Here is a 15,136-nt window from a genome sequence, read left to right on the forward strand (position 1 = left end):
CTATCTATCCATCCCTGATATATCTCCCTCAGGTAAATCTAGTTCCCATGATTTCAACAAACGACGCATGATTTTTCCGCTTCTTGTTTTAGGGATCGTATCCACAATTTCAATTTCATCTGGTGTTGCATGCGTACTTAATTCAGCAGTAATAAAATCACGAATCTCATCTTGTAATGCTACTGATTTTTCATGGTTCTCATTTAAAATGATAAATGCTTTAATAATTTCACCATGCACTGGGTCTGGTTTTCCAATTACTCCTGCTTCAGCAACAGCTGGATGCTCAACAAGCTTCGACTCTATTTCAAATGGTCCGATTCGCTCTCCAGAAGCATTTATCACATCATCTAAACGACCTTGGAACCAGAAGTAGCCGTCCTCATCATAATAAGCACTGTCACCTGAGAGATACCAGTCGTCAAGAAAATAACTTTCATATTCCCAAGGATTATTCAAAATCTGTCGCATCATCGCTGGCCAGCCTTTTTTAATTGCAAGGGTCCCCATCTGATTTGGCGGAAGTTTATTCCCTTCATTATCAATAATTGCTGCTTCCACACCTGGAATTGGTTTCCCCATCGAACCTGGTCGAATCTCATTACAAGGTAGATTCACAATTATTTGTGCCCCTGTTTCAGTCATCCACCAAGTATCATGAATACGTAAATTAAAGTTATTTAGCACCCAACTCACTGTCTCAGGACTAAGCGCTTCACCAATACTTAGCATATGTCTTAGAGAAGAAAGATTATAGTTTTTAATGGATTCTTCGCCTTGACTCATTAAAATTCTTAAAATATTCGGGGATGTATACCAAACGGTTAATTGGTATTTTTCAATAACTTGATAAAATTGCTTCGGCGTAAATGTCCCGTCATTAATAAATGTTGTAACACCGTGCATGAACGGACCTAGTATTCCGTAACTCGTGCCAGTAATCCAGCCCGGATCAGCCGTACACCAATAAATATCATCTTCTTTTAAATCCAATACCCATTCAGATGTCGCGTATTGCTGAATCATTGCCTGATGAACATGATAAACTCCCTTAGGTTTTCCTGTGGAACCGGACGTATAATGGAGCATCATTCCAGCTTCTAAATCCACCCATTCCATTTCAAATTCCTCAGATGCAATCGCCAATTCTTCTTCATAATTAATAAATAATGCTTCTTTAGGCGCTTCACCAATCACAATAATCTTTTTTAAAGCTGGTAGTTTTTCATAAGGCACTCTATTTAAAAGCTCTTTCGTTGTTACTAGAATACTAGCTTCACTATCCTCTAAGCGGTCTCTTATTGCCTGCTCCATAAACGCGGCTGATAAAGGAGCAGCAACAGCTCCCGTTTTTAATACACCAAAGAAAACATTATAATAATCAGGAGTTTTAGGTGATAGGATAAAAACATTTTCCCCTTTTTCCACCCCATATTTCCTTAAAACATTTGCAAATCGATTACTACTTTTACTTAACTCCGAATAAGTATAAGACTCCTCACGTTCTGGAGTTGCATAAATAAGTGCCAATTTATCTCTTGTATCAGGATTCATTGCATGACGATCGAGCGCCTCATAAGCAACGTTTACCTTGCCCGTAACGTGCCAAGAGAAAGCCTGATTTACTTGATCCCATGAGAAGTGACGACGAAATTGATCGTAATCTTGTAGATTATAACTTCCCTCTCTTACAGAAATGGTTTTCATATCCATTTCTTTTCTCCCCCTTTAATGTAATCGCTATCATTATTCAAAAAGTGAATATTACATATAGTAGATACTTTTATTCTAGAGCAAAGCCTTATAGATGAAAAGCTTTTCAAACAGATATCAACCTTCATCGATAATCGACTGGATAATATGAAGGGAATCCCACTCTCCTAAAGAAAAGAATGTAATTGGATATTTTTTCCCAAAAACTTTCTTTTGAATTTCTTTTGCATGATATCCCTGATTGTTCAAGAAAAGCACTTCGCCTTGTAATTCCTTCAGGTATTCAAGCTTGGCCATCAATGCTTTCTTGCCATCCCTTACATAGCCTGCATGGCAACAGAACATTTCTTCAAAATCATATGTTAGCGTATGTTCAATCGAGTGAATGATCGTTGGAATGCTTTCGTTTCGAAGAATTAACTTCGTTTTTGGCGTCACAAATAAATCTCCAGAAAACAACTGTCCAGTTTGTTGATTTAGAAAAGCCAAATGGTCTTTTGCATGGCCTGGAGTTTCAATGACATCCCATGTAGCATTTCTTGATTTAAAGGTTTTTCCTATTGTTTTTCCCTCAAAAGGCTCGCGATTCCCCCAAAATATTTTTCTGTAAAATGGATAGCTCGCTTTTTCTATATTATATTTTTGCATCATTGGATGCGTGTATACTGGTAGATTGTATTCCTTTTGTAAAAAAGCTGCAGCACCTGTGTGATCCTCATGATGATGCGTGATCACAACCTGATCCACATCCATCTCTTTAAAAAACGGTGTAAACTCTTTGATTAAGGACTTGGCACCTGTATCAATTAAGACTCCGTCAACTTCATAGCTTATCGTGTTTAATTTAACTTTATTAAAAGCTACAGTCCCTTCAATATAACGGACATTATTATGTTCATGAATAGAAACTTCTTTTTGAAATAACATATGTTACTCCTTCCCGTAAACCCTGTCTAAATAGAATACCATAAAATGAATGGTTGTTCATTTTTGTTGATAAAAAAATCACGTTGATGTACATGATTTTTTTCATTAGTTACGACCCCGGCAGGAATCGAACCTGCGCACAAGGCTTAGGAGGCCAATGCTCTATCCCCTGAGCTACGGAGTCTAGTTAGAAAACAATAGTGTAATTATATAAAAATGTAGGTGTTATTTGCAAGGGGTGGATGTAATTTATTTTAAATACGATATGCTTCACCAAGCTCCATCGAACGTTTCCTCGCACTTTCAATACACTGCGCAATAATATCCTCAAAGTTATTAGCAGCTAAACTATCTAGCCCTGCTTCCGTCGTCCCACCCTGACTCGTAATATTTTTTCTCAAGGTTGCAGGTGTTTCTCCAGATTCCTTCAGCATTCTACCCGCTCCAATAATCGTTTGCGTAATGAGGTCATCTGCAGTCTTTTGATCTAATCCCGCATTTACTGCAGCATCTGTCATTGCCTCTACAAAATAATAAATAAATGCAGGACCACTTCCAGCTACTGCCGTTACGGTATGCATATCTTGTTCTTGAATAATTTTTGTTGTGCCAATGGTTTGAAATAGAGTCTGCGTGACTACTTCATGACTAGCTTCTACATAGCGCCCCATCGCAAGTGCCGTTGCTGAAAGACCAATCTTAGCTGACGTGTTAGGCATCGCGCGAATTACTGGTGACTTTTTACCGATTACTTCTTCAATCATTTCTGTCATCACACCAGCAATCACGGAGAGAATCAATTGTTTTTCAGTTAGGTAATCTCGTACGTCTATAAGTGCTTCTTGAACATCTTTAGGCTTCATCGCTAAGACAACGACCTCAGCATCTTGGAGAAGTTCTTTTTGATTATAGCTTGTTCTTACATGGTACTTGTCTTCCATAAATTCTAACCTTGCTGTATCGTGCTTATTCGTCACAAAAATATTTTCACTCTTTACAATTCCTGCTTTTAAAATTCCAGAAATGATTGCCTCTGCCATTGATCCTGAACCAAGAAATACGATCTTTTCCATCATGCAACAGCTCCTTTTTTTAAGAAATATAAAAAAACCGATTTATCCTTTAATTAAAAGGACGAAATCAGTTTCCGCGTTACCACCTATTTTGGCATATGTATGCCCAGCTCTTTATTGATAACACAGTTGCCTGTGGTTAGCTTTTACTAACGACTCCCAGGTAGGTTCATATAAGCTTATATCAAGGAATCTCTCAGTCGGTGGATTCCATTTCCTGTTATATAGTTCTTATATTACTATTCTGATCACTGTCTAAATTATGCTTTTGTTTACTATATGAGGTTTTTGTTTGCATGTCAAGGTGATTTATCTGAAAAGACTTATATTTTAACTAATTTATGAGAATTGATATGGAGGTTTTGTTAGGGTAATTGTGAACTTCGGGATTTTGTATGTCTGCTTCGGGATAATTTGTGTCCACTTCGGGTTTTTGTGTGAAAACTTCGGGGAAATTTGTGTCCACTTCGGGATTTCCATTAAACGGACTAGTTCTAAAGAAAAAGCCGTCCCACATAGGTATATTTAGATGAAAGAGTGAAGATATTGGAGCGGATTATGTAGTTAGAGTCTATAATTTGTGAACTTCGGCTAGTATATTGTGAACTTTGGGCGACTCAATTGTGAACTTGGGCTACTTGACAGTGAACATCGGCGACTTCACTGTGAACTTCAGCGACCACACAAAATTCCACCCTTAAAACACAAAAAAACGCCTGCAAGCAAGCGTTTGTCATTTACTATTATAAAAAAATGGAGGAGGTAGAGGGATTCGAACCCCCGCGCGGTTTGACCCGCCTGTTGGTTTTCAAGACCAATCCCTTCAGCCGGACTTGGGTATACCTCCGTTAAAGACAAGATTTAATATATCATAGGTTGTCGGATTTTGTCAACATATTTATAAAAATTCTTAGGCAAAGTTTAATATCGAGATTACCTATGACATCCAAGTTGATAAAAAAATGAAAAGCTCAGAGAACCAAATTTTCTAAGCTTCATGTTCATTCCTTCGAATGGATCTTCAAAATAGCAAATAGATAAATAACCCAAACACTCATAAAGAACAAATACACCGCCACCTGAACACTGCTAGGACTCCAAACAAACACAGCTTCCCATGAATAACCAGCAGATAAGAGACTTGGTATGATATAAATAAAATAACTTAATCCCAAAATAAATAATAAAGAAAAAGTTAGTTTAAGAATGCTTTTTCTATCTCTAGATTTAAAATATAATTGTTTTTTAGCTAACTTGATTATAATTCTTAGGATAAAAATTATAATAACTAAAATTAAGATGATGAAAAACCCAATGACACCAAGTGCCACCTTATCTAGAGATTGATTTGGATCTTCAATATTATCACTAATAATTTCTCCCTGAAGTATTTCATTTATTTCAATTCCAATATTTTGAACTAAATTTGAACTCATATTACCCAATACCGCAACTCCAATTTTTTCTTGCTTATTGAATGTTACATAAGTTGCATAGTTTGGATTCATTCCGTCATGTGTGATCTGTTCATTCTCTTCAAGGAACCAACCACCAGCATAGAAAACTTCATTGCCTGCTAAATCAAGAGCACGCTCAGCCTCATGACTCTTATGAATAATTGCTTGATCAAAATCAATGTCAGGCATCGTATCCATTTGGATCTTTAGCCATGTTGCCATATCTTCTCCGTTTGATATGATATATCCTGCCGGTTTGTTCCCTCTGTATATTGGCGCTTCGAATTGTTGGGCGTTTAAAAATCCAATTTTGTAACCATCAGTCATTTGGTTGTTCATTTCGTCGGTGCGGAATAAATATGTATTATTTAATCCCAATGGTTTTATAATCGCTTCTTCCATAAAATTTTCATATGTATCATCTGTTACCTTTTCGATAATTAATCCTAGGATATCGTAGTTTATTGTCGCATATTGATAGACTTTTCCAGGTTCACTGTCTAATTCTATTTCGATTAAAGCTCTCACCGTTTCTTCCAACGCTTGATCCTCATTAGAAATAGGAATTAAATGTATCGTAGAGGCCGGAATTCCAGTTGTGTGATTTAATGCTTGCTCAATCGTTATTGGGACTTCTTCCCCTCCGTACTTCATCTTTAGCCAAGGGATATATGTCGTTACAGGATCGCTAAGCTCTATTTCTCCACTTTCAACTAAACTAAAAATAGCTAATGCAGTGAAAGCTTTACTATTCGATGCTAATTCAAATAAAGACTTAGGTGTGACTGGTTTTTCTTCATCTACATTCGAATACCCAAACCCTTTTTGGTAAACGGTTTTATCATCTTTCACGATTGTTATCGCTAGTCCTGGAATCTTTCCCTTATTCATATTTTCAGTTATAACTTTTTCTATTTGTTTTTCTTCCGACTCCGTTAAATCATTTATTTCACTTGCGTTTACTACACCATTTCCCAGTATAGAAATCATTATTATTATAAAAATAACTATAATCTTTAGAAATCCAGTCTTCAATTGTTCTCCTTCTCTCAAGTCCTTTATTACGGCTACATTAGTAAGTTCTACACAAATAGTCATAATCCCTCTTTATAAAATAAAAATATCGCAGTGAATTCGATGGTGAATTTCACTGCGATAAAGAGCTTTTAAGATAAAGCTATTAATATTATTTTATAACTTCTTTTCCACCCATATATGGCACAAGTGCTTTTGGAACACGTACCGTTCCATCTTCTTGCTGGTAGTTTTCTAAAATTGCTGCTACTGTACGACCAATTGCAAGACCTGAACCATTTAATGTATGCACATATTCTGCTTTACCATTCGCTTCACGACGGAAACGAATACCTGCGCGTCTTGCTTGGAAATCTTCAAAGTTTGAACAAGAAGAAATTTCACGATATGTTTCTTGGCTTGGGATCCAAACTTCAATATCGTATTTCTTTGCTGCTGTAAAGCCTAAATCACCTGTACACATGCTCATTACTCTGTATGGTAGTTCAAGCTCTTGAAGAATTTTCTCTGCATGACCTGTTAGCGTTTCAAGTGTTTCATAAGATTCCTCTGGTTTTACAAAATGAACGAGTTCCACTTTATTAAATTGATGCTGACGAATTAATCCGCGTGTATCTCGGCCTGCAGAACCTGCTTCAGAGCGGAAGTTTGCACTGTATGCGACATATCGTTTTGGTAAATCAAGCATAATTTCATCACGATGGTAGTTCGTTACAGGGACTTCAGAAGTTGGGATTAAGTAATAATCTGTTCCCTCTAGCTTAAATGCATCTTCTTCAAATTTTGGAAGTTGACCAGTACCAGTCATACTCATGCGGTTCACAATATATGGTGGTAAAACTTCGCGATAATCATGGTTATCTGCATGGTAGTCCATCATGAAGTTAATTAACGCACGTTCCAAACGAGCACCTAGACCTGTGTAGAAAACGAAACGGCTTCCGGTTACTTTTGCTGCACGCTCAAAATCAACAATTGCTAAGTCTGTTGCAACATCCCAATGCGGCTTAATTTCAAAATCAAAAGCTGTCTGTTCACCCCATGTACGATGTACTACGTTATCTTCTTCATCCTCGCCAATTGGCACACTCTCATGAGGAATGTTAGGGATTGAATACATCACATGCTCCAACTTCTCTTCAATCTCACGAAGCTCTTTATCAAGCTTTGCAATCTCATCACCAACCTCGCGCATTTCTTTGATTGCTGGTTCTGCATCTTGTTTTTCCTTTTTAAGCTTCGCGATCTCCTGTGTTGCTGCATTCCTTTTTGCTTTTAACTGTTCTGTCTCAACAATCAGCGTACGACGTCTTTCATCAAGCTCGCCGAATGTATCAAGCTCTGATAAATCTTCCCCTCTGTGTTGTAGCTTTGCTTTAACCTCATCATAATTATTACGTAAAAATTTCATATCTAACATGTACAATTCCTCCTTAAATATATTTTAAATACCAAAAAACTCCCGTCCCAAAAATAGGGACGAGAGTTTGAATTCCCGCGTTGCCACCCTTGTTGAAGAGATCACTCTCTTCCGGCTCACAGCTATAACGGCGCTTCTCCCGGGTTTATTTACTCTAAAAAATTTCCATAAACCAGTTCAAGGATGGATTCACAGCATTTCCACATCGATTTGCACCAACCATCGACTCTCTTTTAGAAGAAAAAATCTGCTACTATTTCCTATCAACACTTTTCATTAATTGCATTTATCATACCCAATTCATTTTAGAAATGCAAGTGTCCAAATAGAATAAGTATTTATTTAACTAAATAATCCTTTGATCCAATCGACGGAAGCAGTGAAAATGCCTCCAAAGAAATCGCCAATTGCACCAAGTGTTAACATAAACCAATTTGCTTTTTCAACTGCTTCATCACTTACGATATCTACTGTAAGTGGTGTATTTGCGAACAAGTAACCAGAGTCAGTACCTTCACCTGTATAAACAACATGAGCTGTACCGATTACTTCACCTTTTTCAATTGGTGCTGTTAGCTCGCCATCTTCATTCAATTTATCTTCCTCGAATGTATATTCAAGCGAATATAATTCTTGGGTGTCTTGTTGAATTGGCTGCGTGATCGACTCATTAATGGAAATACTAACCTCATCTTCCTTACCCTTTGCAACTGGCAGCGTTACTTGATCTTCAAGCTGGAAGCCAGTAGCAAAAAGCTCTGTTTCTTGGAAGTGATCAAATCCGAAGTCTAGAAGCTTCGCCGTTTCTTGAAAACGTTCTTCTTTACTATCTGTTTTCATAACGACCGTAATTAGGCGCTTGCCATCTCTTTCTGCTGTCCCTGTAAAAGTATAACCTGCAAGAGCAGTATTACCAGTTTTTAAACCATCCATTCCTTCATAATGAAACGGTTGTAAGAATGATGCTTCATGCGGCAACATCCAGTTTAAATTTTCTACAGTATAGCCATCAAATTCTACTTTTAACTGACTTGAATAATCTAATGCATCAGGATAGTCATTTACCAAACGGTATGCTAACTGTGCAGCAGCTCTTGCTGACAGAAGGTTACTTGCATTTGGGTCTGTTCCTTCTGGTGCATCATCACCTAGCGAATTATTATCTAGACCTGTACTATTTACAAATTTATAATCCGTTAAACCAATTTCTTCGGCTGTTTCATTCATTAAATTAACAAATTCTGATTCTGTACCAGAAACAAGCTCTGCTAATGCAATTGTTGCTCCATTATCTGAGAACACTGCCATCGCATTATATAAGTCACGAACAACATAATCTTTATTTTGGGTTAAACCAATTCCTGAAAATAAATTATTTGCAGATATGGAAAAAGGATAATCACTAATTTGTGTGGTATCATCCCAACCAAATTGTCCTTCGTTAATTGCTTTTAGAACAAGGTATTCTGTCATCATTTTTGTCATACTAGCTGGAGGTAGAGCAACGTCTGCATTTTTTTCGTATAAAATTTTACCTGAACCTGCATCGACTAAAATAGCGGATTCTGCGTTTAAATCAATTGTTTCTTCTGCATTTGCAACGAGTGGCTCTAACATAAATGTTGTCATCAATAATACTGTTATCAGTACAATCGATAGACCTTTTTTCATCATTTGAATCAAATTTCTTACCTCCAACGTCTTTTAAAAATATATGTAACACGATTGTTATTCTATCATATATTCACCCAAAAAAATAGACGGATATCCGTCTATTAAATGGTAAAAAGTAATCATTTTATCTTTTCATATGCACTTAACTATCTACGTAAAACGTTTAAAATAGCATATCCAACTCTCTATTCTGAAGTCCGCAGTTCGCATGCCACTCGCTTTCCGCAGGCGGCTGGTGAGCCTCCTCGCACGCTTCGCGATGCTGTGGGGTCTCACCTATGCCTTCCTCCTGCAGGAGTCTCGCGGCATGCGAACTGCTCCGAGCGTAATTTGGAGTTTGGCTCATTATTTTAAATCAAATTTAAAGAGTTATGTCTTTTATTAAACCGAATAGTTCGGTGCTTCTTTTGTGATTTGGACGTCATGTGGGTGGCTTTCGATTAGGCCTGCGTTTGTGATGCGAACAAATTGTCCATTTTTACGTAAGTCTTCGATTGTCGCTGTGCCACAATAACCCATTCCAGAACGTAGGCCACCAGCTAGCTGGTGCGCGATATCAGATAGCGCTCCTTTGTATGGAACACGACCTTCAATGCCTTCAGGAACTAATTTTTTGCTGTCATCTGTTGCATCTTGGAAGTAACGGTCTTTAGAACCAGCCTTCATTGCACCAAGAGATCCCATGCCGCGATACACTTTATATTTTCTTCCTTGGTAAATTTCTGTTTCACCAGGGCTTTCTGTCGTACCAGCAAACATACTACCTAACATAACAGCGTGCGCTCCTGCTGCAATTGCTTTAACGATATCTCCAGAATATTTAATTCCACCATCTGCAATGACGGGAACATTATATTCTGCAGCTGCTCTGGCACAATCATAGACAGCTGTAATTTGTGGTACCCCAACTCCTGCGACTACACGAGTTGTACAAATTGATCCAGGTCCGATACCAACTTTAACAACAGTTGCTCCTGCTTCGATTAATGCTACAGTACCCTCTGCAGTTGCTACGTTCCCTGCGATAATATCAAGATTTGGATATGTTTCTCGAACTTTTTTCACTTGATTGATTACGCCAGCCGAATGGCCGTGTGCTGTATCAATTACAACCGCATCAACGCCTGCATCAACAAGCTTTTCGATACGATTCATCGCATCACCTGTAACTCCTACTGCAGCGGCAACAATTAGTCTACCCTGTTCATCTTTTGCAGAGTTCGGGAATTCAATTACCTTTTCAATATCCTTGATTGTAATTAAGCCTTTAAGGATACCTTTATCATCAACAAGTGGTAATTTCTCAATTTTATATTTTTGCAAGAGGCTTTCTGCTTCTTCAAGTGTCGTGCCAACTGGTGCGGTAACTAGGTTTTCGCTTGTCATCACTTCTGAGATAGAAATAGAATAATCCTGAATGAATCGTAAGTCACGATTCGTCAAAATTCCTACAAGTTTCTGTTCTTCGATTTCATTTACAATTGGAACACCTGATATTTTAAATTTACCCATTAGATGTTCGGCATCGTATACTTGATGTTCAGGAGTTAGGAAAAATGGATTCGTAATGACTCCACTCTCAGAACGCTTCACACGGTCCACGAGCTCTGCTTGTTCATCAATACTCATATTCTTATGAATGACTCCAAAACCACCTTGTCTCGCCATTGCAATCGCCATTTCTGCTTCCGTAACTGTATCCATACCAGCACTAATGAAAGGGGATTTCAATTTCAATCTTTCCGATAACTTTGTATCTAGTTTTACTTCATTAGGTAAAACATTTGATTCTGCAGGAACTAATAGAACATCATCGAATGTTAACCCTTCTTTGCCAAATTTATCTTCACGCATTTTAGAGCCTCCTCATAGTTTTTTCCCATCGCTATCTATTTTTACTAACTTTACGCCATCAGTTAAGCTTTTTCAACTACCATGGATTAAAAAGATAAAACAAAAATATTCAAAATTTTATCAAATGAACTTTATAATTTCAAGCGCTTGTTTCTCAACAAGGCTAATAATCTCTTGTGTATCATCTAACTTGATCAGTGGTCTTGTCGGATCTGTTTCATTTATAAAAACAATCTCGCCTGTTTTCCCATCAGATAATTCCACGCGTTTACCTAACGAACGAATCGACAAGCTTTTGATAAATACTTGTACGATTTTTGAATCGAATGCAATGTATTGTTCTTTTTCAATTTCTGATAAAACTTTATAAACAGGTTGGCGATTCTTATATAATCTTTCACTTGCCATCGCATCGTATGTATCACTAATTGCTAAAATTCTAGCAAAAATATGTATCTCATCACCTGATTTACCTCCAGGGTAACCACTACCGTCCATTCGTTCATGATGTTGCAGCACAGCAGTTTTTACAGAAGGTGATATTGCAGGTAAATTCTCTACCATACGGAAAGAATAAATGGGATGGTTCCGAATATCTTGCTGTTGCTTTTCTGTTAATGGTCCACCTTTTTTGATAATTTCCTCATCAACTCTTGTCATACCTGCATCACATAGAATACCTGCAAGTCCGACTTGTAGTGCTTCACCTTTACTAAAGCCTAATTCCTTTGCGATGAAAGCGGCGATAACACTAACGGAAACCGCATGATGATAAATATACTCCCCTGGGTCGCTATAATCATACAAAGTATATGGTTCTATATCGAGTTCTTCCACACGGGATAAAAGTGGAATAATCATTTCTCTTACATTGGCAATATTAACTGGAACGCCGCTGTTCCACTGCATATATTCCTTTTTAAAGCTTGAAACAACCTCTAAATAATGATTTTTGAATGAGGATTTTTCTGGCTCTTTTGGTGGTGCAATTTCTTTATCATTTGTTTTTACTTTTTCTTCCACAACATTTACTTGCTGCGAATTTTCTCTTCGCTTCACACCATAATCATAATCAAGCTTTGTTCTTACATCAGCGACTGGAATTAAAAAGTTTTGTAGTATCATAATATGTTCTTCTGTTAAAACAGTATTAGCTTTCATTATGGGACGACCAGATTTACCTAAAATATCTTTTAAAAGCACATAACCTTCTCTTAATTGTGACGTTTGTACTTGCATCGTCATACCTCCAAATAGAATGAAACTTCTAAAATTAACTCTGTATACGGCAAAGGTGACTCCAAAATAGTTTAAAGTCACCTGCCATTTCAATCATTCTTCTAAATCAGAATCTATATCTTCTTGAATTAGTTTTTCGTCTTTATCTTGAATTTCTAAATCATCTTCTTCTTGATTTTCTTTTTCTAGCTTTTCCTCTACATCATCTAGAATCTTATCTTCTTCAATTTTCGCAACTGTTGCTACTTCTTCATCTTCTTGAATACGAATGAGCCTTACACCCATTGTATTACGGCCTGTTTCAGAAATATCAACTACAGGAATACGGATGAGCACACCTGCGATGGTAATTAACATTAAATCTTCCTCACCAGTTACGGCTTTTACAGAAACAATTTCTCCTGTTTTATCTGTAAGATTTGCTGTTTTAACACCTTTACCACCACGGTTGATTCTACGGTATTCCGTTTCAATCGTCTGTTTTCCATAACCTTTTGTTGTTACGTGGAGAATCTTAGAACCAGGCTCAATCACTTCCATGGAAACAACGATATCGCCATCTCTTAAGGAAATACCTTTAACCCCAGCTGCTGTTCTACCCATTTGACGGATTTGATCTTCTTCGAAACGGATAAGGTATCCATTTTTCGTTGCAATCATAATATCTTTCGTACCATCAGTCAGTCGAACAGAAATTAACTCATCTTCGCCTCTTAGGTTAACGGCGATTAGTCCACCTTTACGAATATTGGTAAACAGTGATAATTTCGTACGTTTCGTAATTCCGTGCTTCGTAGTGAAGATAAGTTTCGCTTCTTCATCATATTCATCAACAGAAATAATCGTATTAATCGACTCTTCAGGGTCTAACTGTAGAACGTTAATAATAGGAATTCCTTTTGCTGTTCTACCGAATTCAGGGATTTCATAGCCTTTTAGCTTATAAACTTTCCCTTTATTTGTGAAGAATAGAATCGTATCATGGGTTGAGCAAGATACGAGTTGCTCCACAAAATCATCTTCATTTGTACCCATTCCTTGAATTCCACGTCCGCCACGCTTCTGTGTACGATAAGTTGAAGCTGGTAGGCGTTTAATATATCCATGATGCGTTAACGTGATTACAATGTTTTCTTCAGGGATTAAATCCTCATCTTCAAAGAACCCAATGCCACCAGCAACAATGTCTGTACGACGTTCGTTGCTGAAACGCGCTTTGATTTCTTCAAGTTCTTCACGGATGATTTCTAATACTTTTTCTTCATCTGCTAGGATTGCTTTTAATTCAGAAATGAGTTGCATAAGTTCATTGTATTCATTCTCAATTTTTTCACGTTCTAATCCAGTTAGTCGCTGTAAACGCATGTCAAGAATTGCTTGTGCTTGCTTCTCAGATAAATTAAAGTTCTCCATCAAACCAGTTCTAGCAATATCTGTCGTTTCAGAAGCACGAATCAAAGCGATCACTTTATCTAAATTATCTAAAGCAATACGTAAACCTTCTAAAATATGAGCACGGGCTTCCGCTTTCTTTAATTCAAAAGCTGTACGTCTTTTAATAACAACGATTTGATGATCTAAGTAATGCTCTAAACATTGTTTGATATTTAATACTTTTGGTTGGCCGTTAACAAGTGCTAACATATTCACGCCAAAAGTTGTCTGCAGTGCTGTATATTTATATAAATTATTTAAAATAACATTCGCATTTGCATCTCTGCGGACTTCCATAACAACACGCATACCATCTCTTGAAGACTCGTCGCGTAAATCAGTGATTCCTTCAATACGCTTATCCCTTACAAGTTCTGCGATTTTTTCTACCAATCTTGCCTTATTTACTTGGTATGGAAGTTCTGTCACAAGAATGGTTGATTTTCCATTAGCATGCTCTTCAATCTCAACTTCCGCACGCATGGTAATCGAGCCTTTACCTGTTTCATAAGCCTTACGAATCCCACTTCTACCAATAATTTGAGCTGCGGTAGGGAAGTCTGGGCCAGGAATATGTTCTTCCATCAATTCATCAATTGTAATGTCTGGATCTCTTGAAATCGCAAGTACAGCATCAATTGTTTCTCCTAGGTTATGTGGCGGAATATTTGTTGCCATTCCAACAGCAATTCCTGATGTACCGTTCACTAAAAGGTTAGGGAAACGTGCAGGGAAAACAACTGGCTCGCGTTCGGAACCATCATAGTTATCACGGAAATCAACCGTATCTTTATTTAGGTCTCTCACAAGTTCCATTGATATTTTAGACATTCTTGCTTCTGTATAACGCATGGCAGCAGCTTGGTCTCCATCGACAGAACCAAAGTTCCCGTGACCATCAACAAGCATATGGCGATAACTAAAATCTTGTGCCATACGTACCATTGTTTCATAAACAGCAGAGTCACCATGTGGGTGATACTTACCGATTACTTCTCCAACAATACGTGCTGATTTTTTATAGGCTTTATCGGAATGCATGCCTAGGTCATTCATCGCATATAATATCCTACGATGCACAGGCTTCATTCCATCACGCACATCTGGAAGTGCTCTTGAGACAATAACACTCATGGAGTAATCCAAGAATGATGTGCGCATTTCATTACTAATATTAATTTCTTGAACATTTTGACGTTCTTCCGCCATACAGTTACCTCCTAATAGAGAAAATAATCTAGGTTATTTCCTCTCAAACAGGAAATGAAGACAATGGAAAACTTTCATTTTCCAGCTGTCCCATCATTTCG

The 15,136-nt window shown here is 37.5% G+C and carries 9 protein-coding genes, 2 tRNA genes and 1 other annotated feature; all 11 genes read right to left on the minus strand.

All coding sequences use genetic code 11. The features are described 5' to 3' along the window. A complete protein-coding gene (acsA, locus tag ACXYMZ_RS13585; RefSeq protein WP_458948953.1) occupies positions 1–1,713 on the minus strand; it encodes an acetate--CoA ligase in 1,713 nt (570 codons plus the stop codon). A 117-nt stretch (positions 1,714–1,830) separates the two neighbouring features. Beyond that, positions 1,831–2,640 carry an MBL fold metallo-hydrolase gene (locus ACXYMZ_RS13590; protein ID WP_458948954.1) on the minus strand — a complete coding sequence of 270 codons (810 nt, stop codon included), beginning with the start codon at positions 2,638–2,640 and terminating at the stop codon, positions 1,831–1,833. Between the two features lie 112 nt (positions 2,641–2,752). Beyond that, positions 2,753–2,824 (minus strand) — tRNA-Arg (locus tag ACXYMZ_RS13595). A 70-nt stretch (positions 2,825–2,894) separates the two neighbouring features. Next, positions 2,895–3,713, minus strand: a complete 819-nt coding sequence (gene proC / locus ACXYMZ_RS13600) for a pyrroline-5-carboxylate reductase (RefSeq protein ID WP_458948955.1) — start codon at positions 3,711–3,713, stop codon at positions 2,895–2,897. A 754-nt stretch (positions 3,714–4,467) separates the two neighbouring features. Next, positions 4,468–4,560 (minus strand) — tRNA-Ser (locus tag ACXYMZ_RS13605). 154 nt (positions 4,561–4,714) lie between these two features. Beyond that, the gene (locus ACXYMZ_RS13610; protein WP_458948956.1) at positions 4,715–6,160 is read right to left on the minus strand and encodes a serine hydrolase domain-containing protein; all 1,446 of its coding nucleotides are present in this window, start codon (positions 6,158–6,160) and stop codon (positions 4,715–4,717) included. Between the two features lie 196 nt (positions 6,161–6,356). After that, positions 6,357–7,625 carry a serine--tRNA ligase gene (gene serS / locus ACXYMZ_RS13615; RefSeq protein ID WP_458948957.1) on the minus strand — a complete coding sequence of 423 codons (1,269 nt, stop codon included), beginning with the start codon at positions 7,623–7,625 and terminating at the stop codon, positions 6,357–6,359. 52 nt (positions 7,626–7,677) lie between these two features. Next, positions 7,678–7,901, minus strand: a binding site (T-box leader). 66 nt (positions 7,902–7,967) lie between these two features. Then, the gene (locus ACXYMZ_RS13620) at positions 7,968–9,308 is read right to left on the minus strand and encodes a D-alanyl-D-alanine carboxypeptidase family protein (RefSeq protein ID WP_458948958.1); all 1,341 of its coding nucleotides are present in this window, start codon (positions 9,306–9,308) and stop codon (positions 7,968–7,970) included. A 372-nt stretch (positions 9,309–9,680) separates the two neighbouring features. Then, positions 9,681–11,153: an IMP dehydrogenase gene (guaB, locus tag ACXYMZ_RS13625; protein WP_458948959.1), complete on the minus strand. Its 1,473-nt coding sequence runs from the start codon at positions 11,151–11,153 to the stop codon at positions 9,681–9,683. Between the two features lie 120 nt (positions 11,154–11,273). Further along, complete coding sequence (locus tag ACXYMZ_RS13630; protein WP_458948960.1) at positions 11,274–12,392, minus strand: HD-GYP domain-containing protein; 1,119 nt, start codon at positions 12,390–12,392, stop codon at positions 11,274–11,276. A gap of 93 nt (positions 12,393–12,485) precedes the next feature. Then, complete coding sequence (gene gyrA / locus ACXYMZ_RS13635) at positions 12,486–15,035, minus strand: DNA gyrase subunit A (RefSeq protein ID WP_458948962.1); 2,550 nt, start codon at positions 15,033–15,035, stop codon at positions 12,486–12,488. Positions 15,036–15,136 lie beyond the last annotated feature (101 nt).

This window comes from Oceanobacillus sp. CAU 1775 (genome assembly GCF_054482815.1).